Annotated in this window: 25 protein-coding genes; 4 read left to right on the forward strand and 21 right to left on the reverse strand. The window is 70.5% G+C overall.

The window, feature by feature from the left end; genetic code table 11:
• Positions 1-16 precede the first annotated feature (16 nt).
• The 4 genes from CSC65_RS00085 to ubiE all read right to left on the reverse strand — a co-directional run bounded on the left by CSC65_RS00085 (position 17) and on the right by ubiE (position 4,155).
• The gene (locus CSC65_RS00085; protein ID WP_238390212.1) at positions 17-289 is read right to left on the reverse strand and encodes a hypothetical protein; all 273 of its coding nucleotides are present in this window, start codon (positions 287-289) and stop codon (positions 17-19) included.
• 24 nt (positions 290-313) lie between these two features.
• Positions 314-1,054: a hypothetical protein gene (locus CSC65_RS00090; protein WP_162407935.1), complete on the reverse strand. Its 741-nt coding sequence runs from the start codon at positions 1,052-1,054 to the stop codon at positions 314-316.
• Between the two features lie 73 nt (positions 1,055-1,127).
• Positions 1,128-3,128 (reverse strand): M1 family metallopeptidase, encoded by a 2,001-nt coding sequence (locus tag CSC65_RS00095; protein ID WP_162407936.1) that lies wholly within the window; start codon positions 3,126-3,128, stop codon positions 1,128-1,130.
• Positions 3,129-3,378: 250 nt separating this feature from the next.
• On the reverse strand, positions 3,379-4,155 hold the full coding sequence (ubiE, locus tag CSC65_RS00100; RefSeq protein ID WP_162407937.1) for a bifunctional demethylmenaquinone methyltransferase/2-methoxy-6-polyprenyl-1,4-benzoquinol methylase UbiE: 777 nt from the start codon (positions 4,153-4,155) through the stop codon (positions 3,379-3,381).
• A 248-nt stretch (positions 4,156-4,403) separates the two neighbouring features.
• Here ubiE and CSC65_RS00105 point away from each other — a divergent pair, with 248 nt between their 5' ends.
• Positions 4,404-4,859 carry a nucleoside deaminase gene (locus CSC65_RS00105; protein ID WP_162407938.1) on the forward strand — a complete coding sequence of 152 codons (456 nt, stop codon included), beginning with the start codon at positions 4,404-4,406 and terminating at the stop codon, positions 4,857-4,859.
• Positions 4,860-4,905: 46 nt separating this feature from the next.
• Here CSC65_RS00105 and CSC65_RS00110 read toward each other — a convergent pair whose 3' ends face one another.
• Positions 4,906-5,790: a LysR substrate-binding domain-containing protein gene (locus tag CSC65_RS00110; RefSeq protein WP_162407939.1), complete on the reverse strand. Its 885-nt coding sequence runs from the start codon at positions 5,788-5,790 to the stop codon at positions 4,906-4,908.
• Between the two features lie 85 nt (positions 5,791-5,875).
• Between CSC65_RS00110 and CSC65_RS00115 the strand changes: the two genes are divergently transcribed.
• Both CSC65_RS00115 and CSC65_RS00120 read left to right on the forward strand, forming a co-directional pair.
• On the forward strand, positions 5,876-6,457 hold the full coding sequence (locus CSC65_RS00115) for a LysE family translocator (RefSeq protein WP_162407940.1): 582 nt from the start codon (positions 5,876-5,878) through the stop codon (positions 6,455-6,457).
• Positions 6,458-6,459: 2 nt separating this feature from the next.
• The gene (locus tag CSC65_RS00120) at positions 6,460-7,005 is read left to right on the forward strand and encodes an NADPH-dependent FMN reductase (RefSeq protein WP_238390213.1); all 546 of its coding nucleotides are present in this window, start codon (positions 6,460-6,462) and stop codon (positions 7,003-7,005) included.
• Positions 7,006-7,026: 21 nt separating this feature from the next.
• Here the strand turns inward: CSC65_RS00120 and hslU are convergent, their stop codons facing one another.
• The 12 genes from hslU to CSC65_RS00180 form a co-directional block, all read right to left on the reverse strand.
• Positions 7,027-8,406 carry an ATP-dependent protease ATPase subunit HslU gene (gene hslU, locus CSC65_RS00125; protein ID WP_484573188.1) on the reverse strand — a complete coding sequence of 460 codons (1,380 nt, stop codon included), beginning with the start codon at positions 8,404-8,406 and terminating at the stop codon, positions 7,027-7,029.
• A gap of 158 nt (positions 8,407-8,564) precedes the next feature.
• The gene (hslV, locus tag CSC65_RS00130) at positions 8,565-9,116 is read right to left on the reverse strand and encodes an ATP-dependent protease subunit HslV (RefSeq protein ID WP_162407942.1); all 552 of its coding nucleotides are present in this window, start codon (positions 9,114-9,116) and stop codon (positions 8,565-8,567) included.
• Between the two features lie 74 nt (positions 9,117-9,190).
• On the reverse strand, positions 9,191-9,661 hold the full coding sequence (locus tag CSC65_RS00135; protein ID WP_162407943.1) for a DUF1203 domain-containing protein: 471 nt from the start codon (positions 9,659-9,661) through the stop codon (positions 9,191-9,193).
• Between the two features lie 86 nt (positions 9,662-9,747).
• The gene (xerC, locus tag CSC65_RS00140) at positions 9,748-10,638 is read right to left on the reverse strand and encodes a tyrosine recombinase XerC (RefSeq protein WP_162407944.1); all 891 of its coding nucleotides are present in this window, start codon (positions 10,636-10,638) and stop codon (positions 9,748-9,750) included.
• Between the two features lie 209 nt (positions 10,639-10,847).
• Positions 10,848-11,540: a DUF484 family protein gene (locus tag CSC65_RS00145; protein WP_162407945.1), complete on the reverse strand. Its 693-nt coding sequence runs from the start codon at positions 11,538-11,540 to the stop codon at positions 10,848-10,850.
• A complete protein-coding gene (gene dapF, locus CSC65_RS00150; RefSeq protein ID WP_162407946.1) occupies positions 11,537-12,376 on the reverse strand; it encodes a diaminopimelate epimerase in 840 nt (279 codons plus the stop codon). Before dapF ends, CSC65_RS00145 begins: the two co-directional genes overlap by 4 nt.
• On the reverse strand, positions 12,369-12,617 hold the full coding sequence (gene lptM / locus CSC65_RS00155; protein ID WP_162407947.1) for an LPS translocon maturation chaperone LptM: 249 nt from the start codon (positions 12,615-12,617) through the stop codon (positions 12,369-12,371). Before lptM ends, dapF begins: the two co-directional genes overlap by 8 nt.
• A 102-nt stretch (positions 12,618-12,719) precedes the next feature.
• On the reverse strand, positions 12,720-13,139 hold the full coding sequence (locus tag CSC65_RS00160) for a YbaN family protein (protein WP_162407948.1): 420 nt from the start codon (positions 13,137-13,139) through the stop codon (positions 12,720-12,722).
• A gap of 24 nt (positions 13,140-13,163) precedes the next feature.
• Positions 13,164-15,341 (reverse strand): S9 family peptidase, encoded by a 2,178-nt coding sequence (locus CSC65_RS00165; protein ID WP_162407949.1) that lies wholly within the window; start codon positions 15,339-15,341, stop codon positions 13,164-13,166.
• A 131-nt stretch (positions 15,342-15,472) separates the two neighbouring features.
• The gene (locus tag CSC65_RS00170; RefSeq protein ID WP_162407950.1) at positions 15,473-17,614 is read right to left on the reverse strand and encodes a prolyl oligopeptidase family serine peptidase; all 2,142 of its coding nucleotides are present in this window, start codon (positions 17,612-17,614) and stop codon (positions 15,473-15,475) included.
• A gap of 125 nt (positions 17,615-17,739) precedes the next feature.
• On the reverse strand, positions 17,740-18,093 hold the full coding sequence (locus CSC65_RS00175; protein WP_162407951.1) for a hypothetical protein: 354 nt from the start codon (positions 18,091-18,093) through the stop codon (positions 17,740-17,742).
• A gap of 304 nt (positions 18,094-18,397) precedes the next feature.
• Positions 18,398-19,366, reverse strand: coding sequence for a helix-turn-helix transcriptional regulator (locus tag CSC65_RS00180; protein WP_162407952.1), 969 nt, complete (start codon positions 19,364-19,366; stop codon positions 18,398-18,400).
• Positions 19,367-19,529: 163 nt separating this feature from the next.
• Here CSC65_RS00180 and CSC65_RS00185 point away from each other — a divergent pair, with 163 nt between their 5' ends.
• The gene (locus CSC65_RS00185) at positions 19,530-20,336 is read left to right on the forward strand and encodes a hypothetical protein (RefSeq protein ID WP_162407953.1); all 807 of its coding nucleotides are present in this window, start codon (positions 19,530-19,532) and stop codon (positions 20,334-20,336) included.
• A 170-nt stretch (positions 20,337-20,506) separates the two neighbouring features.
• Here the strand turns inward: CSC65_RS00185 and hemC are convergent, their stop codons facing one another.
• The 4 genes from hemC to CSC65_RS00205 form a co-directional block, all read right to left on the reverse strand.
• Positions 20,507-21,418: a hydroxymethylbilane synthase gene (hemC, locus tag CSC65_RS00190; RefSeq protein WP_162407954.1), complete on the reverse strand. Its 912-nt coding sequence runs from the start codon at positions 21,416-21,418 to the stop codon at positions 20,507-20,509.
• A gap of 137 nt (positions 21,419-21,555) precedes the next feature.
• On the reverse strand, positions 21,556-22,278 hold the full coding sequence (locus CSC65_RS00195; RefSeq protein WP_202922797.1) for a LytR/AlgR family response regulator transcription factor: 723 nt from the start codon (positions 22,276-22,278) through the stop codon (positions 21,556-21,558).
• A gap of 13 nt (positions 22,279-22,291) precedes the next feature.
• Positions 22,292-23,350, reverse strand: a complete 1,059-nt coding sequence (locus CSC65_RS00200; protein ID WP_162407955.1) for a sensor histidine kinase — start codon at positions 23,348-23,350, stop codon at positions 22,292-22,294.
• Between the two features lie 3 nt (positions 23,351-23,353).
• Positions 23,354-24,022, reverse strand: coding sequence for an alpha/beta hydrolase (locus CSC65_RS00205; RefSeq protein WP_162407956.1), 669 nt, complete (start codon positions 24,020-24,022; stop codon positions 23,354-23,356).
• Positions 24,023-24,028: the final 6 nt, after the last annotated feature.

Below are 24,028 nucleotides of genomic sequence, written 5' to 3' on the forward strand. Positions count from 1 at the left end.
TCCACCTGGACCCGCCCTACCCGGCGGCTTCGGCATGCTCCGCTTCGGCTCCGGTGTCGTACCCGGCCGACGCACGCTCCAGCCATGCCGGCAGGTCCCTGCGGCGCACGCCTTGGCAACGCGCGCATGCGAGCTGCCCGAGCATCCAGTCTCGCTTCAGCGGGTCATCCCCACCGAACGACAACGCCAGGTCGCGATCCATCCAGCGCCGGATCAGCACGAACAGCACCACGTGCAACGCAATGGCCAGCGTACTGACCACCGCCACGACCACGTAATCGGCGTTCACCACGGGCGCGCCGTGAGCCCTGGCTCAGTCCCAGCCCGGCATCTGGCTGCCGTCCAGGCCGCCGACGTCGAACACCGCGGTGCGGGTGCCGCCGGCCTTGACAGGAAATTCGATCGACACGCGCTGCGCCTTGCGCATCTGCTTCCACAGGCCGCGGTAGTCCTCGATGAACATGGCAATGGCCTCGTCGGTCTTCGGGCGCCAGGCGGACATGGCTTTCGCCGCGCCGTCGTCGAACGCCACCTTGACCTTGCAGCCGCCGTAGCAGTCGAAATCGCCGCCTTCCAGGACCAGGTAGGCGCTGCGCTTCCATTCCGGATGGTCGCGGATGACCAGCTGCACCGTCGCCGGCGCGCTGCCGCCGGTATCGAGCGCCTCGGTGCTGAAGATCGCCGCCGAACGCTGCTCGCCCTTGCCTGCGGCGACGCGTGCATAGTTCCAGAGCGCGGCCATGCGGCGCTGCTCGCGCGCGGCCTCGGCCTTGGCGGTGACGTCGGCCAGGCCGGGCTCGACCGCCGAAGCGACCTCGGTTGCGGGGTACTGCGCAAGCAGCGCGGCGCCATGCACGCGTGCCAGTTCCCAGTTGCCGGCCGTGACCGCAGCGTCGTACTCGCGCTGCAGCTGCGCGGCGGCCTGTTCCTTGGCCTGCGCCTCGGCGGCGGCCTGGGCCTGGCGCTGGGCTTCGCGGTCGGTGCAGGCCGTGCCGACGAGGACGCATGCCCCCAGCAGCACGGCGATCGCCAGGCGGGATGGAATCGGGTTCATGGCCGGGCTCCTTGCGTGCGCGGTGTTCGGATACGGAAGTAAAAACGCGCCGGCAAAGCCGGCGCGTCGGGTGTTACTGCTGCGGCGGCTGTTCGGCCTGCGGCTGCACCGGTACTTCTGCCGGTGCTGGTGCTGGCGGCGCTTCCGGTACGGCGGCGGCACTGGCCTTGGCCAGCACCGCTTCCACCGAGGCGGTGGTGATCGGGTGGTAGCCCGGGCGGGCGCGCTCGAACACTTCGCGGGCGAAGGCCAGGCCGTCGGGCGTTTTCACCAGCTCCTCGTAGATCGGCATGATCAGCTTGCGCCGGCCGACGCGCTCGATGAACTCGCCCGCGGCCGGGCGCGCTTCCAGGTAGCCGCTGCGCAGCGCCAGCGGATACCAGCGCATCGCGATCTCGCCGTTGCCGGTGCCGCTGAACTTGTAGGCGGCATCGAGCTGGGCCAGCTGCTCGGGCTTGAGCGTGGCGCCCATGCCTTCCAGGAAATGCACCCAGGCCTGCGTGCCCCACTCGCTGCTGATCTGCGGGTTGGGCAGCTGCGCGCTGCCGCGCCAGGCGATCCGCGCGGTGTCGACGTTGGAGAACGTGCGCGACTGCGCGGTCGGCGCGAACGCCGGGATGCCGGGCTGGTTGAGCCACGCATCCAGTTCGTCCTCGCGCACCGCGTTGGGGTTCTTCGGCAGCAGGTTCTTCTTCAGGTAGGCGATGAACTGGTCGCTGTCCGCGCTCTGGAAGGCGTGGTCGTCGAACCAGCCGCGCAGGAACGGATCGAATACCTCGCGGCCGAAGCGCTGCTCCAGGAACTGCAGGAACCAGGCGCCCTTGACGTAGGCCACCTCGCTCAGCGCCTCGTCCGGGTCGCGCTCGCCCAGCGGCGGCAGCACCAGCGCCTGGTTGGCCGGGCTCATGCCGACCAGGTCGGCCTTCAGCCCGGCCTGGTCGATCTGGCGCTCCATGTTCGCCATCTCCTCGCCGTACAGCGACTCGGTGATCCGGCCCTGCACGTAGGTGGTGAAGCCCTCGTTGAGCCAGATGTCCTTCCAGCTGGCGTTGGTCACCAGGTTGCCGGACCAGCTGTGCGCCAGCTCATGGGCGATCAGCGAGACCAGCGACTTGTCGCCGACGATCACGGTCGGGGTGATGAAGCTCAGGCGCGGATTCTCCATGCCGCCGAACGGGAACGACGGCGGCAGCACCAGCATGTCGTAGCGCTCCCAGCGGTAGGGGCCGTAGAGCTGCTCGGTGGCGACGATCATCTGCTCGGTGTCGGCGAACTCGGCGGTGGCGCGATCGACCATCGCCGGCTCGGCCCACACGCCGCTGCGCGCCGAGATCGGCTTGAACACCAGGTCGCCGGCGGCGATGGCAAGCAGGTACGAGGGGATCGGTTGCGGCATCTTGAACGTGTACTGGCCGTCGCGCACCGCCGCCGGATCGTTGTCGGCGCTCATCAGCACCATCACGTCGGGCCGGGTGTTGACCGTCGCGCTGTAGGTGAAGCGCACGCTCGGCGTGTCCTGCAGCGGCACCCAGCTGCGCGCGTGGATCGCCTGCGACTGGCTGAACATGAAGGGCAGCTGCTTGCCCTCGGTCATCGACGGCTCCAGCCACTGCAGGCCCGAGGCGGTCGGCGCGGTGTGGTAGGTGACGCGGACCTGCGGGTTGCGCTGCGGCGACTCGATGGTCAGCTTGCTGCCGAACACCGGATCGGCATCGGCCAGGGCGAACTGCAGCGGCGCCCAGGTGCCGTCGGCCTGGCCTTCGACTTTCTGGATGGTCAGCTCGCGGGTGTCGAGCACCAGCTGCGTGGCCTTGGGGTCGGTCCAGTCCAGGGTATAGGTGGCGGTGCCGGCCAGCTGCTTCTGGTCGAAGTCCAGCTTCAGGTCCAGGGCCAGGTCGGTGATCCGGACCCGGTCCGGCTCGGCGAAGGAATTCTCATCGTGGCGGCGCGAGGAGGCCGCGGCTTCCTTGGCGGGGCTGGCAGCGGGCTGGGCATCGGCCGGGCCGGCCTTGTCGCCGGAGCAGCCACTGGCGACCGCGACCATGGCGAGGGAAAACAGGAGGGAAAGGCGCATGCGGGCACGGAGCCTGGATCGGGGGAAGTGCGCAGTTTAACCGCGCCATGCGCTGGCCGGCCGCGGCGGGCCACGAATCGGGCTTGGCCAACACGAAAATGAACAGTCGCAGCACGCCCCGCTGTTGTAGGAGCGGGCATGACCGCGACCCGACGCCGCCAGGCAGGCCTGCGCCCTCGCTACCCCGAAGTCCCGGTCGCGGTCATGCCCGCTCCTGCGAACCCCCGCCGTACCACCGCCGCACGCGGTCTCAGACCTTGTAGCCGGTATGCACGGCCACTATCCCGCCACTCAGGTTGAGGTGGCTGCAACGCGACAGGCCAGCCTCTTCCATCATCGCCTGCAGCTGCGCCTGCGGCGGGTGCTTGCGGATGCTCTCGGCCAGATACTGGTAGCTGTCGGGATCGCCGGCGAACAGGCTGCCCAGCTTGGGCAGCACCTTGAACGAGTGGAAGTCGTACAGCGGCTTGAACCACTCGGCTTTCACCTCGGAGAACTCCAACACCCGCGCCTGGCCGCCCACGCGCAGCACGCGCGCGATCTCACGCAGCGCGGCGTCCTTGTCGGTGACGTTGCGCAGGCCGAAGGCCATGGTCACCAGGTCGAAGCTGGCGTCCGGGAACGGCAGCTTCTCGGCGTTGCACTGCACGTATTCCAGACCGGCGACCAGGCCGCGGTCGGTCAGCCGGTCGCGGCCGACCGAAAGCATGCCGGCGTTGATGTCGCCCAGCACAATGCTGCCGGCGTCGCCCACGCGCGGCTTGAGCAGCGCGGCGATATCGCCGGTGCCGCCCGCCAGGTCCAGCACGCGGTCGCCCGGCTTCACTTGGCAGGTCGCGGTGAAATAGCGCTTCCAGACCCGGTGGACGCCCAGGCTCATCAGGTCGTTCATCAGGTCGTACTTGCCGGCGACCGAGGTGAACACCTCGCCGACCAGCTTCTGCTTGTCGCCGGCGGGAACGTCGCGGAAACCGAAATGGGTGGTGCCGGCTTCGTACGGGGAGGGCTTGTCGTGTGCGTGGCTCATGCCGCGATTATGGCACCGCGGGCCGGGGCCACGATCACGCCGGCGCGGCACCGGCCGTTCGCAGCCGCCACGCAGGCCTCCTTGGTGTGGCCTGGCCGGCCATCGCGGACGACCGCACCCCGCGGGAACATGCGGTCCGCCCGCTCCTGCCCTGACGGCGACACCGGTCCGTCGACAGACAGGAGGCGACGGCTGCCGATGCACGCCGAGCTGGCGTACGCTGGCCAACCCAGTGGATCGCACACCCGATGACCGCCCTGCCCGACTACCGCGCCATGCTCGCCGTCGCCGTCGAAGAAGCCCGCCAGGGCCTGGCCGAGGGCGGCATCCCCATCGGCGCGGCGCTGTTCGCCCGCGACGGCACCCTGCTCGGCCGCGGCCACAACCGCCGCGTGCAGGAAGGGGATCCGTCGGTGCACGGCGAGACCGACGCCTTCCGCAAGGCCGGCCGCCAGCGCTCCTACCGCGACACGATCATGGTCACCACGCTGTCGCCGTGCTGGTACTGCAGCGGGCTGGTGCGCCAGTTCGGCATCGGCACGGTGGTGATGGGCGAATCGGCCAACTTCTGCGGCGGCCACGAGTGGCTGCGCGAGCATGGCGTGGAAATCGTCGACCTGGCCGATCCGGAGTGCATCGCCATGCTGGGCGACTGGATCGCGGCCAACCCGGGCGTGTGGCACGAGGACATCGGCGAGGACTGACACCCCGTTCCGGCCGGGCCCGGCTGGAGGAGCACGCACGACGCCGTCAGTCGTCGGCGCGCGCCTGCAGCCAGTGGACGAAACGGTCCACCGCGGCCGGGACCGGGCCGTTGCCTGGCAACACGATCCAGTACGCCTGCGGCAGCGGGATCTCGTAGGGGCCGAACGGCTGCACCAGCACGCCGCTGTCCAGTTCGCGCCGGGCCAGGCGCCGGCGCGCCAGGGCCACGCCCAGGCCTTGCGCCGCCGCCTCGATCACCAGGTGCGAGGAGGGGAACGACTGCCCCTGTGACACGTCCAGCGCCGCCGGGCCGGGGCCGTCGCGCCAGCGCGACCACGCCGCGTTCGGATCGTGGTCGTGCAACAGGGGCAACTCCAGCAAGCTCTTCAGCGGCCATGGCGTGCGCCGCCGCAGCAGGCCCGGACTGGCGACCGGCACCAGCGCATCGTCCATCCACGGCCGCGCATTCGGCCATGGGCCGGCGCCCATGCGCAACGCGACATCGACCTGGTCGCGCGACAGGTCGACCAGGTCCGAGCGTACCGAGACCGATATCCGCGTCCGCGGATGCGCCAGGCGGAACGCCGGCAGGCGCGGCAGCAACCAGCGGGTGGCGAAGGATTCGGTGGTGGAGACCACCAGTTCGCGCGCATGCGCCGGCCGCCGGTCCCCGTGCAGCACCGACTGCAGGCGCGCGAATGCGGCCTGCGCGGCGTCAGCGATCTCCTGCCCGCGGCGGGTCAGGGCGATGGCATCGCCCGGATGCCGGCGCGGCTGCAGCAGTGGCGCCCCCGCCGCACGTTCGAGTTCGCCAAGCCGGCGGCTGACCGCCGAATGGGCGATGCCCAGGTGGCGCGCGGCGGCACGCACGCCACCGTGGCGGACCACCTCGTGGAATGCGGCTAGGGCCTGGAGCGGGAGCCTGTCCATGGTCTCCAGATTAGACCATGGCGATGCCGGCGCACGACCGTGTCCGCCGCGACACTGGCTGTCCTCCGTTACCGGGTCTCACCCCATGACCGCACTGGCCCTCCTGATCTTCGTTTCCGCGATCACGCCAGGGCCGAACAACCTGGTGCTGCTGCATCGCGGAGCGACCCGCGGATTCCGCGCCGGACTTCCTGCCAGCCTGGGCATCGCCGCCGGTGGCAGCGCGATGCTTGCGATCGCGCTGGTCGTGCTGGGCGCCGGTCCGCTGCCGCAGGCGGCCATGCCCTGGCTGGGAAGCGCCGGCGCGACGATGCTGCTGGTCATGGCCATGGCGCTGTGGGGCGCGCCGGCCGGCGACGCACCGCTGCGCGCGTCCCCGGCCGGCTTCTGGGCGATGGCCGCGTTCCAGCTGGCCAACCCGAAGGCCTGGGCGTTCCTCGCATCGCTGGCCGCGCTTCGTGCCACCAGCGGCGGCCCGTCCGCCGCCGCCACGGTCGCGATCTTCGCCGCGGCCAGTCTCCTGTGTTCGGCGATCTGGCTCGGCGGCGGCCGGCTGATGACCCGCTTGCTCGCCACGCCGCGCCGGTCGCGCCTGTTCAACCGCGCCATGGCGGTGGCGATGGCCGCCATGGCCGCACACCTGCTGATCCGCACCTGGAATCCATGACCATGAAGCTACTCGCACTTTCCGGCAGCACACGCCGCGACTCCTGGAACACCCGGCTGCTGCACGCGGCGGCCGCCGCGGCGCCGGCCGGCGCCGAGGTGGCGCGGGCACCCGACCTGGCGGCATTGCCGCACTTCAGCGAAGACATCGAAGCGGAAGCGTTCGCGCGCGGCCCGGTCGCCACCTTCGTCGCCGCCGTGCATGCCGCCGATGTCCTGCTGGTCGCCACGCCGGAATACAACCAGTCGATTCCCGGCACGCTCAAGAACGCGCTGGACTGGCTGTCGCGCGGCGCCGATGCGGACCGGCTCGCGGGCAAGCCGGTGGCCGTGGCCGGCGCCACCGTCGGCCCGTGGGGAACGCGGCTGGCACAGGCCCACCTGCGCCATGTCCTCGGCGTCATCGGCCTGCGCGTGGTGGGCCCTGGATTGTTCGTCGCCGGGGCGGCCAGCCGCTGGGAGGCGGAGACAGGCCGCTGGGATGACGCGCTGCAGGTGCGGCTGCAGGCATGGTTGCACGAGGTGGCCGCCGCGGCCGGCGCCGTCTGAACGGCCGCCGCGCGACGCGACTCAGAGGATGTAGCGGCTCAGGTCCGGATCCTGCACCAGTTCGCCCAGGTGCGCATCGACGTAGGCGCGGTCGACCGTGACCGACTGGCCGTCGCGGTCGGGGGCCTCGTAGCTGAGCGTGTCGAGCAGGCGTTCGAGCACGGTGTGCAGGCGGCGGGCGCCGATGTTCTCCTGGCGTTCGTTGACCTGCGCGGCGATCTCGGCGAGGCGGTCGACGGCTTCGGGCGCGAAGGCCAGCGTCACGCCCTCGGTCGCCAGCAGTTCCACGTACTGCCGGGTCAGGGCGGCCTTCGGCTCGGTCAGGATGCGCACGAAGTCGTCCTTGCTCAGCGCCGACAGTTCGACCCGGATCGGGAAGCGGCCCTGCAGCTCCGGGATCAGGTCGCTCGGTTTCGCCAGGTGGAACGCGCCGGAGGCGATGAACAGGATGTGGTCGGTCTTCACCGTGCCGTAGCGGGTGGAGACGCTGGAGCCTTCGACCAGCGGCAGCAGGTCGCGCTGCACGCCCTCGCGGCTGACGTCGCCGCCGGTCATGCCGTTGCCGCTGCGCTTGGCGACCTTGTCGATCTCGTCGATGAAGACGATGCCGTGCTGCTCGCAGGCCTCGATCGCCTGGGCGCGGATCTCGTCCTCGTTGACCAGCCGGCCCGCTTCCTCCTCGACGAGCAGCGGGCGCGCGGCCTTGATCGCGATGGTGCGCTTCTGGGTCTTGTCGCCGCCCAGGTTGGCGAACATCTGCCGCAGCTGCTGGCCCATCTCCTCCATGCCCGGCGGGGTCATGATGTCTACGCCGGCATTGGCGGCCAGTTCCAGTTCGATCTCGCGCTCGTCCAGCTCGCCTGCGCGCAGCATCCTGCGGAACTTGGCCCGGGTCGAATCCTCGGGGCCGGACACCTGCACCTCCGCGCGCGCGGCCGGATCGAAGCCCATGGCCGCGGCGCGGCGCGGCAGCAGCGCATCGAGGATGCGCTCCTCGGCCCGCTCCTCGGCCTGCAGCCGCACCTTCACCTTGGCCTGCTCGCGGTACATCTTCACCGCGGTGTCGGCCAGGTCGCGCACGATCTGCTCCACGTCCTTGCCGACATAGCCGACCTCGGTGAAGCGGGTGGCCTCGACCTTGACGAACGGCGCGTTGGCCAGCGTCGCCAGGCGGCGCGCGATCTCGGTCTTGCCCACGCCGGTGGGGCCGATCATGAGGATGTTCTTGGGCATGACCTCGTTGCGCAGCTCGGGCTCCAGCTGCATGCGCCGCCAGCGGTTGCGCAGGGCGATGGCCACGGCGCGCTTGGCCGGGTGCTGGCCGACGATGTGCCGGTCCAGCTCCTGCACGATCTCGCGCGGGGTCATGGTGGCGGAGGTGGCATCGATCTTGTGCGACATGGACTTCTCACGAATAGGTGGAAAGTGCAGCGAGGTGAATGCCCGTCATCGGCATGCCCCGGGAATCGGGGCTTCGCGCGATGCGGCGGGGGTGTTGCGGGTCGAGGGAACGGCGTCCGCGTTGCGCGTGGGCGACAGCGCCGATGCGCCGGCCGCGGTCAGAGTTCTTCGACCACGACATTGCGGTTGGTGTAGATGCAGATGTCGCCGGCGATGTTCAGCGCTTCCACGGCGATGGATTTCGCATCCAGCGCGGTGTGCGCCATCAGCGCGCGCGCGGCCGACAACGCGTAGGAGCCGCCCGAGCCGATCGCGATGATCCCGTCTTCGGGCTCGATCACGTCGCCGGTGCCGCTGATGATCAGCGAGGTGTCCTGGTCGGCCACCGCCAGCAGCGCTTCGAGCTTCCCGTAGCGCCGGTCGGTGCGCCAGTCCTTGGCCAGCTCGACCGCGGCGCGCTGCAGCTGGCCGTGCTTCTCGAGCTTGGCTTCGAACAGTTCGAACAGGGTGAAGGCATCGGCGGCGGCGCCGGCGAAACCGGCCAGCACCTGGCCGTCGCGGCCGAGGCGACGCACCTTGCGCGCGTTGCCCTTCATCACCGTGTGGCCGAGGGTGACCTGGCCATCACCGGCGACGGCGACCTTGCCGTCGCGGCGCACGGAAATGATGGTGGTGGCGTGGAATACGTTGGGGTTCTGGCTGGGGTCCATGCGGCCTCCGGGAGCTGTCCAACGAAGGTGGGGACGCCCGGGCCACGATCAAGCCTCGTCGCGTGCATCCGCGTTCAGGCACGTACCGCGGTGCAGGAGAAGCAGCCGCGCCGGGCGTTGTGCAGCTGCACGTAGGCCACCCGTTCGTGCTGGAACGCGGTGTCCAGCCAGGCCGAGACTTCGCCACCTTCGCGGACCTCCGCGTCGACCATCATGTGCGCCGCATCGTACGCCCGCAGCGAGATCAGCCGGGTCGATACATAGGCGGGCACCAGGCCCGCGGCCAGGGTTGGGCGGCATGCGCCGCGACGGACGAAGATCGGCCCGGACGCGCGGTAGGGCGTGGCCTCCGGCTGGTGGACGTACGGCAACAACAGCAGCTCCTCGCCCACCCGCGCGTCTTCCAGGCTGACGCGGCACGGGTAGCCGCTGTCGGCATCGGCGAAGACGCGCATCGCGCCATGGCCGGCCAGTTCGCGGTCGTCCAGCGCGAACAGGGACTGGAAGGGTCGGGGGTCGATACCGAGCAGGCGGAACGGCGACATGGGGTGGTTCCCGGAGGATGTTCCGGGCGATCCTGCGGAAAGGCCGGCGCATCCGCTCGCCGGATCCGGACATCACATTGCGATGGCTACTGGCCGCCGCCGCCGCGACGCTTGGCGCGCGGATGCGCCGCGTCGTAGACCTTGGCCAGGTGCTGGAAGTCCAGGTGGGTGTAGATCTGCGTGGTGGCGATGTCGGCATGGCCCAGCAGCTCCTGCACGCCGCGCAGGTCGCCGGAGGATTCGAGCACGTGGCTGGCGAAACTGTGCCGCAGCATGTGCGGGTGCACGTTCTTGAACAGCCCCTGGCGCGCGGCCAGCTGGCGGATCCGGATCTGCACCGCGCGCTGGCTGATCGGACCGCCGCCGCGGCCAGGGAAGACGAATGCGTCGCTGCCCGCGCCTGTTTCGGCACGCCATGCATCGAGCGCGCGTCGCGCGTGCGAGCCCACCGGCACGCTGCGCTGCTTGCCGCCCTTGCCAAGCACGGTGACCAGTCCCGAATCGGCCTGCAGGTCGCGCCAGCGCAACCCGCACAGTTCGCTCAGGCGCAGGCCCGAGGAATAGAACAGTTCCAGCAGCGCCCGGTCTCTCAGGCCCAGCGGCACGTCGGTCGGCACTTCGACCAGGCGCACCGCTTCGTCCACGTCCAGCACCTGCGGCAGGCGGCGCGGGGCCTTCGGTGCGCGCAGGCCGGCGGCCGGACTGGCCGGGATCGCGCCGTTGCGCAACAGCCAGGCGAAGTAGCTGCGGCACGCCGACAGCCGTCGCTGCAGGCTCTTGGGCGACAGTCCGCGCCGGTGCTCGGCGGCGACGAATTCGCGCAGGTGCGTGCTGTCCAGTCGTGCGGGGGCATCGATGCCCTGTGCCTGCGACCAGGCCTGCAGCGCCTCCAGGTCGCGCCGGTAGGCATCGAGCGTGTGCACGGACATCGCCCGCTCCACCCGCAGGTGGTCGAGGAAGTTCTCGATGCCGCTCATCGGCAGACGGATCCGTCATGCATGTGCACATGATGCGCGCAAACCGCATCGGCGGCGATGGCCGCCGTGGCGCGCGTGCAACCAGCCCGCGATCAATGGGCGCGCGCTATCGGCCGGGGTAGGCACCGCTTCCGAACGGGCCTTCGGCCATGCCGCGAACGCGGCAGCCGGGCAGGCCCGGCTCTACGGGAAGCGGGTGTCGGGAACCCTCAGTCGCCGAAGCGCTGCAGCGCGACCACCAGCGATTCGCCCATCATCCGCAGGAACAGCGTGCCCATGCCCGGATAGAAGCGGTTGCCATCGTGGCTGCCGACCGCGACCAGGCCCACGCCGGTCAGCGGCAGAAGTGCACTGGACTGCACTTCCTCCTCGCGCACGCCGTACAGCACCGCGTTCTTCTCGGCCTGGAGTCGGCCACATAGCGGCTCGCCGTCACGGAGCGCGTCGCGGAACGGGGCAAGCTCCGGCTCGCCCTCGCCGCGCACCTGCAGCCATTCGGCGTCTTCCATGCCGGCGACGGGTCGGAACGAGACGATCCGCACCAGGTCGCCGCTGAAGTCCTCGGCCAGCGAAGCGGCCATCGCCCGCAATGTGTCGGCGTAGTTTTCCTGTCGCATCAGCGACAGGGTCAGCTGGTGGGTACGCACCGCCAGCCGTTCGTTGACCTGGGCATTGGACGACAGCTCGGCCAGGCGCCGCGACAGTTCGCGGTTCTTGTCGCGCAGCACTTCCAGCTGGTAACTGGCCAGCGAGGCGGTGCGGCCGTCGTCACGCGGTACCACCAGGCTCAGCGCCAGGTCGGGGAACTGCTTGAGGAAGCCCGGATGCCGGCGCAGCCAGGCCGCGACCTCGTGCGCGCCCAGCTTGTCCTGGCCGTGCTTGTCCTGAACCTGGTCGCTCATGCCTGCCATTCCCCTTCGAATACGAATGCCGCCGGTCCGGCCATGATGACCTGCGCGTCGTCGGCCGGCCAGCGTATGCGCAGGTCGCCGCCGGGCAACGAGACCGTCGCTTCGCGCGCCAGGCGCCCGCGGCGCACCAGCGAGGCCACGGCCGCGCACGCACCGCTGCCGCAGGCCAGGGTCTCGCCGACACCGCGCTCGTAGACCCGCAGGCGGACGTGGTCCGGCGCCAGCACCTGGGCGAAACCCACGTTGCACGACTGCGGGAATGCCGGCGAGCGCTGCAGCGCGGCGCCGATGCCGGCCACGGCCGCGGTGGCTACGTCGTCGACTTCGATGACCGCATGCGGATTGCCCATCGACACCGCACCGAAGGCCACGCGCGCGCCATCGAGTTCGAGCACGTATTCCGGCTGCCCGCCATCGAAACCGGCCAGGGGCACGTCGGCCGGCGCGAAGCGCGGCACGCCCATGGCGATGGCGTAGCGATCCTGGCCGAGGTTCTCGACGTCGTGCGTGCCCACGGGGCTGTCCACGGTGAAGCGCGTGCCGGATGCGGTGCCGTCGCGCACCAGCCAGGCGGCGATGCAGCGCGCGCCGTTGCCGCACTGCCCGGAGGGAGTGCCGTCGGCGTTCCAGATGCCATAGGCCGCCACCGCGCCGGGACTGCGCGGCGGTTCCACGGTCAGGATCTGGTCGCAGCCCACGCCCATGTGGCGGTCCGCCAGCCGGGCCGCGAGCGCGGCGTCCGGCGGCGCCATGCCGTTGCGCAGGTCGAGGACGACGAAATCATTGCCAGCGCCGTGCATCTTGCTGAAGCGCACGCGCTCAGCCATCCCCGTCGTCCGACTTTGACGCAGGATCGGCCGGGTCGTCGGCAGGGTCCGTCGCCGGATCACCTGCCGGCGGTGGCGCGGGTAGCGCATCGGCAGGCGCAGGTGCGGGCGCAGCCGGTTCGGTGGGCGCAGTTTCCTCCACCGGTACCGGCTTCTGCGGCAATACCAGCGGACCCTTGTTGCCGCACGCGGCGAGCAGCAATGCAGTGGCGACGGCGAGGACAAGCAGCTTGGCGTTCATGCGTCCGGAGTATAGCGAGGCTCCGGCAACGCGCCGTGTGTGGACCCTGGGCGCGGACCGGGCCCTGGCGGTCGCGATCCTGCGCGAGGCCAATCGCCCCGCCTATGACGGCGGGTCGGTCGCGTCCGGCGGCGGCTCGGGACGCAGCCACAGCCAGGTGCCGACCACCGCCATGCAGCCGATCGGCAGGACCACCATCCAGGCGCGATGCGACGGGACCGCGACCATCACCAGCAGCAGCATCGCCGCGCAGAGCAGCATGGTCCAGGTCGCCGCCCACTTCGCCCGGCGCGGCACCGCGCGATGCTGGCGCCAGGCCCGGATCATCGGACCGAAATGCGCATGCGCCAGCAACCGCTGCTCCAGCCGTTCGGAACCGCGCGTGGCGGCCCATGCCGCAATGAGCACGAATACGGTGGTCGGCAGCCCCGGCACGAAGATGCCGACGATGCCCACGCCCAGGCTCAGGTAGGCCAGCAGCCACCAGGCCCAGCGGAACCGCTTGCGGTCGCGATCACCCATGGGCGCCCATCATAGGTACCTGCGTCAGGGCTTATCGGCCACGCCCAGCTGCCCGAGCACGAAGGCGTAGTACTCGGCCTGCTCGCGGAAGCGCTGGAAGCGGCCGGACTTGCCGCCATGCCCGGCTTCCATGTTGGTGCGGAACACCACCGGCAGCGAACCGGTGTTGACGTCGCGCAGCCTGGCCACCCACTTGGCCGGCTCCCAGTACTGCACCTGCGAATCCCACAGGCCGGTGCCGACGAACAGCGCCGGATAGTCCTGCGCCTTGACGTTGTCGTAGGGCGAATAGGTGAGCATGTAGTCGTAGAACGGCTTCTGCTCCGGGTTGCCCCATTCGTCGTACTCGTTGGTGGTCAGCGGGATGCTGGCGTCGAGCATGGTGGTGACCACGTCCACGAACGGCACCTGCGCCACCATCACCCGGTAATCCTGCGGCGACTGGTTGGCGACCGCCCCCATCAGCAGCCCTCCAGCGCTGCCGCCCGAGGCGGCCACCCGGCCCGGTGCGGCGTAACCCTGCTGCACCAGGCCACGGGTCACGTCGATGAAATCATTGAACGTGTTCTGCTTGTTGAGCAGCTTGCCGTCCTCGTACCACTGCCGGCCCATTTCCTGGCCGCCGCGGATGTGCGCGATCGCATAGACCACGCCGCGGTCGAGCAGGCTCACCACCGGCCCGTTGAAACCCGGATCCATCGAGATGCCGTAGCTGCCGTACGCGTACTGGAACAGCGGCGCGGTGCCATCCTTGACGAAGCCCTTCCTGTAGACCAGCGACACCGGCACCTTCACCCCGTCGCGCGCGGTGATCCACACGCGTTCGGTCACGTACTGCGCCGGGTCGTAGCCGGGGACCGGCTGCTGCTTGAGCAGCCGCCGCTCGCCCGTGGCCACGTTGAGCTCATAGGTCGTCGCCGGCGTGGCCAGCGAGGTGTAGCTGTAGCGCAGCCACGGCGACTCCGGTTCGGCATTGACCGACAGGCCCATCGAATAGGCCGGCTCGTCGGCATCCACGTACTGCTGGCTGCCATCGGGTTTGAGCAGGCGCAGGCGCTCCAGGCCGCCGGAGCGCTCGGCCACCGCGGTGAAGCCATCGAACAGCTCCACGTCCTCGAGGAACACGGCCGGGTCGTGGGCAAGCCAGTCGGTCCACTGCGCGCGCGAGGTCGCATCGCTGGGTGCGGTGACCAGCTTGAAGTTGGTCGCCGCCTTGCCGTCGGCGCCCGGCGCATTGGTCCGGATCACCCAGCGCCCGTCGAGGTGGTCGGCGTCGTACTCGACGTCGCGCTGGCGCGGGGCCAGCACGGTGAACGCGCGCGGATCGGCGGCCGGCGCATAGCGCAACTCCGACGACACCGTGCTTTCCACGCCGATGGTGATGAACCGGTCGTCGCGACTGCGGCCGATGCCCATGTAGAAGCTGTCGTCGTCTTCCTCGTAGACCAGGGCGTCCTGCGCCACCGGCGTGCCGAGCACGTGCTTCTTCACCCGCACGGTCAGCAGCGTCTCCGGATCGTTCTCGACGTAGAACAGCGTGCGGTTGTCGTCGGCCCAGACGATGTTGGGCGATACGCCTTCGATGGTCTCGGCGAACGCCTGGCCGGTCTCCAGGTCGCGGAAGCGGATCGTGTACTGGCGGCGGCCGATGTCGTCGTCCGCCCAGGCCAGGATCCGGTTGTCCTGGCTGACCGCGTAGTCGCCGACGCTGAAATAGCCCTTGTCCGCGGCCAGCGCGTTGACGTCCAGCAGTACCTGCTCGCCGGCGAAGTCGCCGCGCGCGTTGGCCGCCTGGATCGACAGCGCGTCGATGCCGGCACCGTCACGGCGGCGCGCGTGCACCGGATAGTCCTTGCCGGTCTCGAAGCGCGAGTAGTACCACCAGCCGCGCTCGCGGTACGGCACCGAGCTGTCGTCCTGCTTGATGCGGCCGACGATCTCGCCGTAGAGCTTTTCCTGCAACGGCTTGAGCGGCGCCATCACCGTGTCGGTGTACGCGTTCTCCGCTTCCAGGTAGGCCAGCACGGCCGGGTCCTTGCGGTCGTCGTCGCGCAGCCAGAAGTAATCGTCCTCGCGCGTGGCGCCGAACGGTGCCTTGACCGTATGCGGCTTGCGCGCCGCATCGGGCGGGGTCGGGGCGGAAGCGGGCGCGTTGGGCATGGTCATCAGGGCTGCGAGGAGGAACGGGAGGACAGGTCTCATCGATGGGGTTCGGCAAGGTGGAATCCAAGCCGTGCCCGGCCAGGCGGTCCGCTGCGGGACCCTCCCGGCGCCGGCACATGGAGAGCGCAAGGCTGAAACAGCGCCCCCGGCCGGAGCCGGGGGCGGGAACATCACTTCCTGCTGTCCTTGGCCGCGGCTGGCGCGGCGCCGCCCGACAGCCGTTCCCACAGGAAGCTGTACGCCAGTGCCGACATGTGCGCGGCCTGGGCGTTGTTGGCCGCGCCGCCGTGGCCACCTTCGATGTTCTCGTAGTAGGTCACGTCCTTGCCGGCCTCGATCATCTTCGCCGCCATCTTGCGCGCGTGGCCGGGGTGGACGCGGTCATCGCGGGTGGAGGTGAGGAAGATCACCGGCGGATACTGCTTGCCGGCATCGAACAGGTGGTACGGCGAGAAGGTCTTGATGAACTCCCAGTCGGCGGTGTCCGGATTGCCGTACTCGGCCATCCACGACGCGCCGGCAAGCAGCTTGTTGTAGCGCTTCATGTCCAGCAGGGGCACCTGCACCACGACCGCGCCGAACAGCTCCGGGTACTGGGTCAGCATGTTGCCGGTGAGCAGGCCGCCATTGCTGCCGCCCTGCACGCCCAGGTGCGCAGGCGAGGTGATCCGGCGCTTGACCAGGTCCTGGGCCACCGCGGCGAAGTCCTCGTAGGCCTTGTGCCGGTTGGCCTTGAGCGCCGCCTGGTGCCAGCGCGGGCCGTACTCGCCGCCACCGCGGATGTTGGCCACCACGTACACGCCGCCCTTGTCCAGCCACGCGCGACCGAGGCCGCCCGAGTAGCCCGGCGTCATCGAAATCTCGAAACCGCCGTAGCCGTAAAGCAGGGTCGGGTTGGTGCCGTCCAGTTCGAGGTCCTTTGGACGGACCAGGAAGTACGGCACCTGCGTACCGTCCTTCGAGGTGGCGAAATGCTGCTCCACCACGTCGCGGCTGGCATCGAAGAAGGCCGGCATGGCCTTCAGTGCCTGCGGCGGCGTGGCCGGCGCCGATGCGTCGGCGAGCAGCAGCGTGGTCGGGGTGAGGTACCCGGTGGTGGTCACCCACAGCAGGTCGCTCTCGTCGGCGTCCACAGCGCCCACGCTGGTGGTGCCGATCTCGTCGGCGCCGATCCTGAGCGGCTGCGACGTCCAGCCGTCCTCGCCGTGGGTCAGCACGCTGACGCGGTTCTTGACGTCGTCGAGCACGTTGAGCACGACGTGGTTGCGGGTGATCGTCGCGCTGGCCAGCGAGGTGCGCTCGCTGGGCTCGAACAGCACGTCGAACTCGCGCTTGCCGGCGATGAATCCGTCGAAGTCGGCGACGATGAACGAGCCGGCCTTGTAGGTCTTGCCGCCGACGGTCCAGGGCTCGCGCAGTTCCAGTCCCAGCCACTGCCGCTGCACCGACTTCTGCGCCGAATTGGGTACGTCGACCTTGACCAGTTCGCCGCCCTTGCCGAGCAGGTACAGCTCGTCGTTGTAGAACGCCAGCGTACGGGTGACGAAGTCGCGCTGGTAACCCGGCGTGTCGTCGTGGCCGGCGGCGATGTACATGTCGTCGGCCTTGCCTTCGTACACGACCTGCGCCGACGCCAGCGGGGTGCCGCGCTTCCAGCGCTTGACCACGCGCGGGTAGCCCGACTCGGTCATCGTGCCGGCGCCGAAATCGGTGTAGACGTAGACGTTGTCCTGGTCGATCCAGCCCAGCCCGCCCTTGGCCTCCGGGCGGAAGAAGCCGTTTTCGACCCAGGCCTTCTTCGACACGTCGAACTCGCGGGTCACGTCGGCGTCGGCGCCACCGCGCGACAGCGCGACCAGGCAACGCTCATAGGCAGGACGCAGGCAGTCGGCGCCGTGCCAGACCCAGTTCTCGCCTTCGGCCTTGTTCAGGGCGTCCAGGTCGATGATGGTTTCCCACGCCGGGTTCGGCTTGCGGTATTCCTCCAGCGTGGTCCGGCGCCAGATGCCTCGCTCGTGGTTCTTGTCCTTCCAGAAGTTGTAGTACCACCGGCCGATCTTCTGCACGCCGGGGATCTTGGCGTCCGAATCGAGCACTTCGCGGATGCCCGCCTCCATCTGCTTGAACCCGGGCGTCGTTGCCAGTGCGGCATCGGTCTTCGCGTTCTGGGCGCGGACCCAGGCCAGCTGCTTGTCGCCGGTGACATCCTCTAGCCACTGGTGGGGGTCGGTGGCCACGGCAGGCTCCTGGGCATGGGCCGCACCGGCGGCGATGAGGCTTGCGAAGAGGCAAGCCTGGGTAAAACGGGACATCAAGCGGCTCCGGGTCTGGAAATACAGACCCGGGACGCTAGCACAGCACCCGCGGCCCGCCCCCTGCCGATGGTCAGGACGGGCGCCCGCACCCGCACCCCGCCAGCGGGTGCCGCCAAGCCCGATCAGCCCACCAGCGCGTGGTCCGGCGGCGACGCAGGGCGGCGCGAGGCCGCACCCGCGACGATCCTGCGCCGCGCCTGCCGGCGCCCGCGACGCCGCGATGCCGAGCCCGCGGTCCGCAGCCCCTGCGGCAGTCGGAACCGGTGCAGGGCCCACCAGGCCCCCGCCGGCATCGCGACCAGCCACATCGGCCACCAGCCCAGCCATGCGCTGGACCCGCGCAGTGCGGGAAACAGGATCACGGCCAGCAGGCCAGCGACCAGCCAGTGCCGCAGCAACCGGTCCAGGACCGGGTCCGGGCGGGTCGCGGACAGATACAGGGCGAAGACGGCGTGCGTGGGCGACCAGGTCGGCATGGCGGCGGTTCCTCGGGTTGGGATCCGCAGCCTGCGCCGGGGGCATCTCAGGGGCTGCGACCGTCGTCATTGGACCGGTGCTCCGCGCCGATACCCCGGCACCGCTGTCCGCCTGCGCCTGCTCTCGTAGCGCGGGGTTTACCCCGCTACCCCTTGGGCGCGCCGGAAGAGAGCAGCGGGGCAAGTCCCGCGCTACGAAACACGGCGTCGCGGAAGCGGGACGGCTTCGAAGGGCCCGGGCATCGCCCCGTCCGGAGCCGATGCGGATAGGCCTGGCCGTTGCCTGCAGCGCCTGCCGCGGCCGCTAGCGGTCGTACTGCGACAGCGCCAGTGAAAGCAGCGACTTGGCCTGCTCGCGCAGCATCGGTGGCTCGATGATCTCCGCGTCGCCGCCGTAATGGAGCACATCCATCAGCAGCTCGCGCGACACGCTGTAGGGAATCTTCAGTTCGTAGCGGCCATCGGCCAGGAAGCGGCCCTGCTGCTTGGAATGCCAGTGTTCGTCGGCGACCCAGCGCGCGACCTTGGGACTGAACACGATCGTCGCCCAGCCCTTGGGCTCGCCGGAGAAGATGCCGTAGCTGGACGCCAGGTGCTGGTCCAGCACCTCGTTGTCCACGTCCTGGGCGACGTCGTCGAGCAGGCGCGCCTGGACCACGCGGTCCACGGCGAAGCTGCGCAGTGCGTCGCGTTCGTGGTCCCAGGCATCGAGGTACCAGTTGTCGCGGTAATGGGTGATCCGCTGTGGCGAGACCTTGCGGCGGGTGGTCTCGTCGGTGGAGCGGGCGCGGTATTCGAAGGCGATCCGGCGCCGCTCCAGCACCGCCGAGGCGACGGCCCGGAAGCTGTTCTCGTCCAGGCGGCGGCCGCGGTGCGGGATCACGCGCACGCGCTCCACCGGCCACTGGCTGGCGCCCGCCTGCGCGGCGAGCAGGCCCTCGATCCGCTGCTGCAACGGTGCCAGCACGGTCGACAGCACGCCGCCACCGGTGCGGCGCAGCAACTGCTGCGAGGCGAGCAACGCGTAGAGCTCTTCGGAACTGAGCCACAGGCCGGGCAGTTCGAAGCGGTCGCTCTCCGCGGCGACGTAACGGAAACCCGCTTCGCCGTCGCCTTCGATCGGCGCCATCAGCGCATCGCGCAGGAACGCCAGGTCGCGATAGACGGTGGCGCGCGAGCAGCCCAGTTCTTCCTGCAGCCGCGGCACCGTGACCGGATAGCGCGCGGCCTTGAGGATGCGATGCAGCGCGTTGATGCGTTCGTAGCGGTCCATGGCGCCGATTATGGCGCGTCTGGCGCGACTCCGGCGGCCGGGCGACCGGCGTTGCCGAACTGCCGACCGGCGCCCCGGACCGCGGCGCGCCGCGATGGCAGAATCGGCCAGGCGGGGAAGTACTGCACATCAGGTGGCCAGGCCACCGATCCGGGGAGAAACCATGGAATCCAGCCTTCACGAGCGCGCGCCCCATGATCCGGGGGCACGGGCGACGACGACACTGCAGGCGCGCCTGCGCCCCTGGCTGGGCGCGCTGTGCGATGCCGGCTGCGGGCTGGTGCTCTGGGTGGCCCTGAGCAGCGCGCTGCTGCTCGGCGCCAGCGGCACCCTGCGCAAGCTGGTCGACCTGCAGGTCTGGGGCCTGGGCCTGGGCGTGCTGCTGGCCGCCGCCGGCTTCGGCCTGCTCTGGCCGCGCCCGACGGCGCCGGGGCGCTGGTGGATCAGGACGGTCACCGCGCTGGCGCTGGTCGCTGCCAGCGGCGTCGCGCTGGCCGGGCTGCATCTGCAACCGCAACCGGACCCGGCGTTCCTCGCGCTGTGCGCCCTGCTCGCCTGCATCGGCGCGCTGGCCACGGTCGCCGGCCTGTCGATGCTGGAGGGCGGCCAGGCCGGGCTGCTGCTGCCGACCCGCCTGGCGCTGTCCCTGCTGAGCGGGGCGACGCTGCTGTTCGCACTGATCGCACTGCGCTGGCCGGGGCCGATCATGGCCGCCGGTCCGGTGCCTTCACTGCTGTTGCTGGTGCTGGTGGCCGTCGCGATGGTGGTGGCCAGCTGGATGGCGCAGGGAGGCCTGCGCGCATGGACACGGCACCGCGGCCGCTGGCTGGTGCTGGGCCTGCTGGCGATCCTGCCGTTGCTGGCCGCCGCCCTGCTCTACCTGCAGCCCGGCTGGGCCCGCGTGCTGTGGCCGCTGGTCGCGCTGTCAGTGCTGGCCGGTGCGGTGATCGAACGCCTGCAGGTGCGATGAGCGCGGCGGCGTCGGAAGCGCAACGGTCCGCATCCTGCTGCAACGGGGACTGCCCCCGGCAGGAGCGTGCTACCGCGACACCGAAGCCGATGGGGCACGTGCTGGGGCCCGCATTCCCGACGCCCCTGTCGCGGTCACCCGCTCCTGCAGAGTCCGGATCCCCCCCGCAATCAGCCGAGGAAACGCCCCGCGCCCTGCGCCAGCAGGTCAGCGGCGACGGCCTTGCCCAGGGCCTGCGGTTGCGCGGCGACGCCTTCGGCCTGCGCCTGCACGCCGCTGCCGTCGGCGGCCGATCCGACCCAGGCGCGCAGCTGCAGGCGATCGCCGTCGAGTTCAGCGTAAGCGGCCACCGGCACATGGCAGCTTCCGTGCAGGGCGCGATTGAGCGCCCGCTCCGCTTCGATGCGGATCCGCGTGGGTCCGTGTTCGAGCGCCGCCACCAGCGAAGCGACACGTGCGTCGCCATCGCGCGTCTCCACCGCCACCACCGCCTGCGCCGGGGCCGGCAACCAGTCCGGCGGCGCGAGCCGGGCACGGATGCGCGCATCCAGTCCCAGGCGCTGCAGGCCGGCGCAGGCCAGGACGATGGCGTCGTATTCGCCCGCGTCCAGCTTGGCCAGGCGCGTGTTGACGTTGCCGCGCAGGTCGCGCAGGAGCAGGTCCGGCCTGCGTGCGCGCAGTTGCGCCTGGCGTCGCAGCGAGGAGGTGCCGACCACCGCGCCCTGCGGCAATGCCTCGATGCCGTCGAAGGTATTGCTGACGAAGGCGTCCGCCGGATCGGCGCGCTCGAGCACGGCCGGCAGCTCGAAGCCCGGCTCCAGTTCCATCGGCACGTCCTTGAGCGAATGCACCGCGCAGTCCGCTTCGTCGCGCTGCATGGCCAGTTCGAGTTCTTTCAGGAACAGGCCCTTGCCACCGATCGCCGCCAGCGAACGGTCCAGCTGCTCGTCGCCACGGGTGCTCATCGGCACCAGCACGACCTCCAGGCCCGGGTGGGCGGCACGCAGGCGGGCGGCGACGTGTTCGCTCTGCCACAGGGCGAGCGGGCTCTTGCGGGTGGCGATGCGCAGGGGGGTATCCATGCGCGCATTATCGGGGATCGGGGCCGGATCGCGGAAACGCCGGGTTTTCCGCGAAAGCGGACGTGGCCGCGCTCGGGCGTCGGGAATACGGAGGCCCGCCGGTGCCGATGCCGCCCGGTCGCGGGGAAGCCCGCTTCCTACAGGTGCCGCAAGGTCTGCCGCAGGAACGGCACGCAGCGGCGGCTGACTTCCAGCGGCATGCCGCCGCTGCGCAGGACCGCATGCACGTGGCCATCGGTGCCGCGGCGCAGTTCGACCAGTTCCTGGCGGGCAACCAGGCAGTTGCGGTGGATGCGGACGAAGCGGTCGGCGAACTCGTCCTCGAGCGACTTCAACGATTCCTCGATCAGGTCCTCGCCGCGCGCGTGGTGCACGACCACGTACTTCTCCTCGGCCTGCAGGTAGCGCACCTCGTCGATCGGCACCAGGCGCAGGCTGCCGCGCAGGCGCGCGCACAGGTGGGTGCGGCGCGCGTCGTCGGCGGACGGGCGCCCGGCAAGGAAGGTGCGCACGCGCTCCAGCGCAGCGGCCAGCCGCTCCGGCCGCACCGGCTTGACCAGGTAATCGATCGCCGAGGCCTCGAATGCCGACAGCGCATGCGCGTCGTAGGCGGTGCAGAACACCACCGCCGTCGGCGGGCGGTGCGCGGCGAGCTGCCGCGCGGTCTCCAGCCCGTCGATGCCGGGCATCGCGATATCCAGCAGCACCACGTGCGGCCGGTGCTCGGCGCACGCATCGAGCACCTGCTGGCCATCGCCGGCCTCGGCCACCACCTCCACGCCCGATTCGTCGGCGAGCAGCATCCGCAGGCGCTCGCGCGCCATCGGTTCGTCGTCGGCGATTACCAGCTTCAGACTCATGCCAGCATCAGGCTCATGCGTTCAGGGGCAGCGTGATCTCGCAGGCATAGTAGCCGTCGCTCCAGCCGGACGTCACCCGCGCCTGCGGCCCGAAGCGCCAGGCCAGGCGGTGGGCGATGCTGCGCTGGGCGTGGCCGGCGCCCACGTGCAGCGAGGCCAGCGCGCCGGACGACGGATCCTGGGGCGATGGCGCCGGGTTGCGCACGCTCAGGTGCAACGCCTGGCCCTCCACCCGCAGCGCGATCGAGACCACGCCGCCTTCCGGCAGGCGCGAGATGCCGTGCAGCACCGCATTCTCGACCAGCGGTTGCAGGGTCAGGCGCGGCAGGACCAGGTCCCAGGGCAGCGGTTCGCCCTTGTCCCATTCCACGCGCAGGCGGTCGCCCAGGCGCAGCTGCTCGATCGACAGGTACTGCGTGGCGAGCTCGCACTCGGCAGCCAGGGTCGAATCGCCCTCGCCGGCCCCCAGCGCAGCGCGGAACAGGTCCGACAGGTCCAGCACCGCGCGCTCGGCGACCACCGGATCGCGGCGCAGCAGGCCGGCGATCAGGTTCATGCTGTTGAACAGGAAATGCGGGCGGATCCTCGCCTGCAATGCATCGGCCTCGGCGCGCGCATTGGCCTCGACCTGCGCGGCCCAGCGGTCGCTGACGTAGAAGTGGCGCAGGGCCAGGGCGACGATCAACGAGGCGACCGCGGCGCTGCCGGTGGTGAAGCGCCAGAAGCCCACGCCCAGCGGCTCGGCGCCCAGCGTGCTGTACAGCGCGTGGATCACGCCGGCGCCGGCGAACGCCACCGTCGCCGCAAGCGCCACCGCGGCCAGCGCGCCGACCCGTTGCGGCAAGCGCGAGATCGGCGCACGCAGCTTGCACAGCAGCACCGCCATCGCCAGCGACAGCCACAGCGCCAGGCCGCTGGCCGACAGGAAGCGGGCGAGGGTCCAGGTCCGCGCATCGTCCGGCGCCAGCACCAGCACGACGACGACCAGTTCGGCCAGGCCGAGCATCGCCGCCAGCCGCCGCAGGCGGCACAGGTCCGGCAGCCAGGGCGCTTCGCGGCGCGGATCGCGCATCGGTCAGGCCACCAGCCGCCGGTCCAGCCAGTCGCCCAGGTCGGCGATCTCCTGCGCACAGACCTGGTGCGCCATCGGATAGCGGTGCCACTGCACGTCGAAGCCGACCCGCTCCAGCATCTGCGCGCTGGCCTGGCCGTACTGCACGGGAATCACCGGGTCGCTGTCGCCATGGGCGAAGAACACCGGCTGCGCGACCGCATTGGCGTGGCGCTGCGCAGCCATCGCCACGCCGCCCGGCAGGTAGGTCGACAGCGCCACCAGTCCGGCGAGCGGCTCGTGCCGGCGCAGGCCCGCGGCCAGGGTGATCGCCCCACCCTGCGAGAAGCCGGCCAGCAGCACGCGCGACGGCGGAATACCGCGCTCGCCCTCGCGTGCGACCAGCGCTTCGACCTGCGCCACCGATTCTTCGATGCCGGCGGCCTCGGCGCGCGTGGCGAAGTCCATGCCGACGATGTCGTACCAGGCACGCATGCGCATGCCGCCGTTGATCGTCACCGGGCGCTCGGGTGCGTGCGGGAAGACGAAACGCAATGCCGGCCAGTGCCTGCGCACCAGCTCTGGCACGATCGGAGCGAAGTCGTTGCCGTCCGCGCCCAGGCCATGCAGCCACAGCACGGTCCATTCCGGCGCAGCGCCGGTTTCCTGCTCAACGCACTCCAGCAGCGACATTGCCGA

Origin of the sequence: Pseudoxanthomonas daejeonensis (assembly GCF_010093205.1) — a bacterium.
Classification (GTDB): Bacteria; Pseudomonadota; Gammaproteobacteria; order Xanthomonadales; family Xanthomonadaceae; genus Pseudoxanthomonas; species Pseudoxanthomonas daejeonensis.

Excerpts from the sequence above, each read along its gene's own strand:
- CSC65_RS00170 (WP_162407950.1), bottom strand. The coding sequence starts at position 17,614 with ATGTCCCGTTTTACCCAGGCTTGCCTCTTCGCAAGCCTCATCGCCGCC.
- hemC (WP_162407954.1), bottom strand. The coding sequence starts at position 21,418 with ATGGATACCCCCCTGCGCATCGCCACCCGCAAGAGCCCGCTCGCCCTG.
- CSC65_RS00095 (WP_162407936.1), bottom strand. The coding sequence starts at position 3,128 with ATGCGCCTTTCCCTCCTGTTTTCCCTCGCCATGGTCGCGGTCGCCAGT.
- CSC65_RS00110 (WP_162407939.1), bottom strand. The coding sequence starts at position 5,790 with ATGGACAGGCTCCCGCTCCAGGCCCTAGCCGCATTCCACGAGGTGGTC.
- CSC65_RS00175 (WP_162407951.1), bottom strand. The coding sequence starts at position 18,093 with ATGCCGACCTGGTCGCCCACGCACGCCGTCTTCGCCCTGTATCTGTCC.
- CSC65_RS00105 (WP_162407938.1), top strand. The coding sequence starts at position 4,404 with ATGACCGCCCTGCCCGACTACCGCGCCATGCTCGCCGTCGCCGTCGAA.
- CSC65_RS00195 (WP_202922797.1), bottom strand. The coding sequence starts at position 22,278 with ATGAGTCTGAAGCTGGTAATCGCCGACGACGAACCGATGGCGCGCGAG.
- CSC65_RS00115 (WP_162407940.1), top strand. The coding sequence starts at position 5,876 with ATGACCGCACTGGCCCTCCTGATCTTCGTTTCCGCGATCACGCCAGGG.
- CSC65_RS00205 (WP_162407956.1), bottom strand. The coding sequence starts at position 24,022 with ATGTCGCTGCTGGAGTGCGTTGAGCAGGAAACCGGCGCTGCGCCGGAA.
- hslU (WP_484573188.1), bottom strand. The coding sequence starts at position 8,406 with ATGTCGCACAAGATCGATGCCACCTCCGCCACCATGACCCCGCGCGAG.
- CSC65_RS00185 (WP_162407953.1), top strand. The coding sequence starts at position 19,530 with ATGGAATCCAGCCTTCACGAGCGCGCGCCCCATGATCCGGGGGCACGG.
- CSC65_RS00090 (WP_162407935.1), bottom strand. The coding sequence starts at position 1,054 with ATGAACCCGATTCCATCCCGCCTGGCGATCGCCGTGCTGCTGGGGGCA.
- CSC65_RS00165 (WP_162407949.1), bottom strand. The coding sequence starts at position 15,341 with ATGAGACCTGTCCTCCCGTTCCTCCTCGCAGCCCTGATGACCATGCCC.
- lptM (WP_162407947.1), bottom strand. The coding sequence starts at position 12,617 with ATGAACGCCAAGCTGCTTGTCCTCGCCGTCGCCACTGCATTGCTGCTC.
- hslV (WP_162407942.1), bottom strand. The coding sequence starts at position 9,116 with ATGGACCCCAGCCAGAACCCCAACGTATTCCACGCCACCACCATCATT.
- CSC65_RS00200 (WP_162407955.1), bottom strand. The coding sequence starts at position 23,350 with ATGCGCGATCCGCGCCGCGAAGCGCCCTGGCTGCCGGACCTGTGCCGC.
- CSC65_RS00120 (WP_238390213.1), top strand. The coding sequence starts at position 6,460 with ATGAAGCTACTCGCACTTTCCGGCAGCACACGCCGCGACTCCTGGAAC.
- ubiE (WP_162407937.1), bottom strand. The coding sequence starts at position 4,155 with ATGAGCCACGCACACGACAAGCCCTCCCCGTACGAAGCCGGCACCACC.
- xerC (WP_162407944.1), bottom strand. The coding sequence starts at position 10,638 with ATGAGCGGCATCGAGAACTTCCTCGACCACCTGCGGGTGGAGCGGGCG.
- dapF (WP_162407946.1), bottom strand. The coding sequence starts at position 12,376 with ATGGCTGAGCGCGTGCGCTTCAGCAAGATGCACGGCGCTGGCAATGAT.
- CSC65_RS00180 (WP_162407952.1), bottom strand. The coding sequence starts at position 19,366 with ATGGACCGCTACGAACGCATCAACGCGCTGCATCGCATCCTCAAGGCC.
- CSC65_RS00160 (WP_162407948.1), bottom strand. The coding sequence starts at position 13,139 with ATGGGTGATCGCGACCGCAAGCGGTTCCGCTGGGCCTGGTGGCTGCTG.
- CSC65_RS00145 (WP_162407945.1), bottom strand. The coding sequence starts at position 11,540 with ATGAGCGACCAGGTTCAGGACAAGCACGGCCAGGACAAGCTGGGCGCG.
- CSC65_RS00135 (WP_162407943.1), bottom strand. The coding sequence starts at position 9,661 with ATGTCGCCGTTCCGCCTGCTCGGTATCGACCCCCGACCCTTCCAGTCC.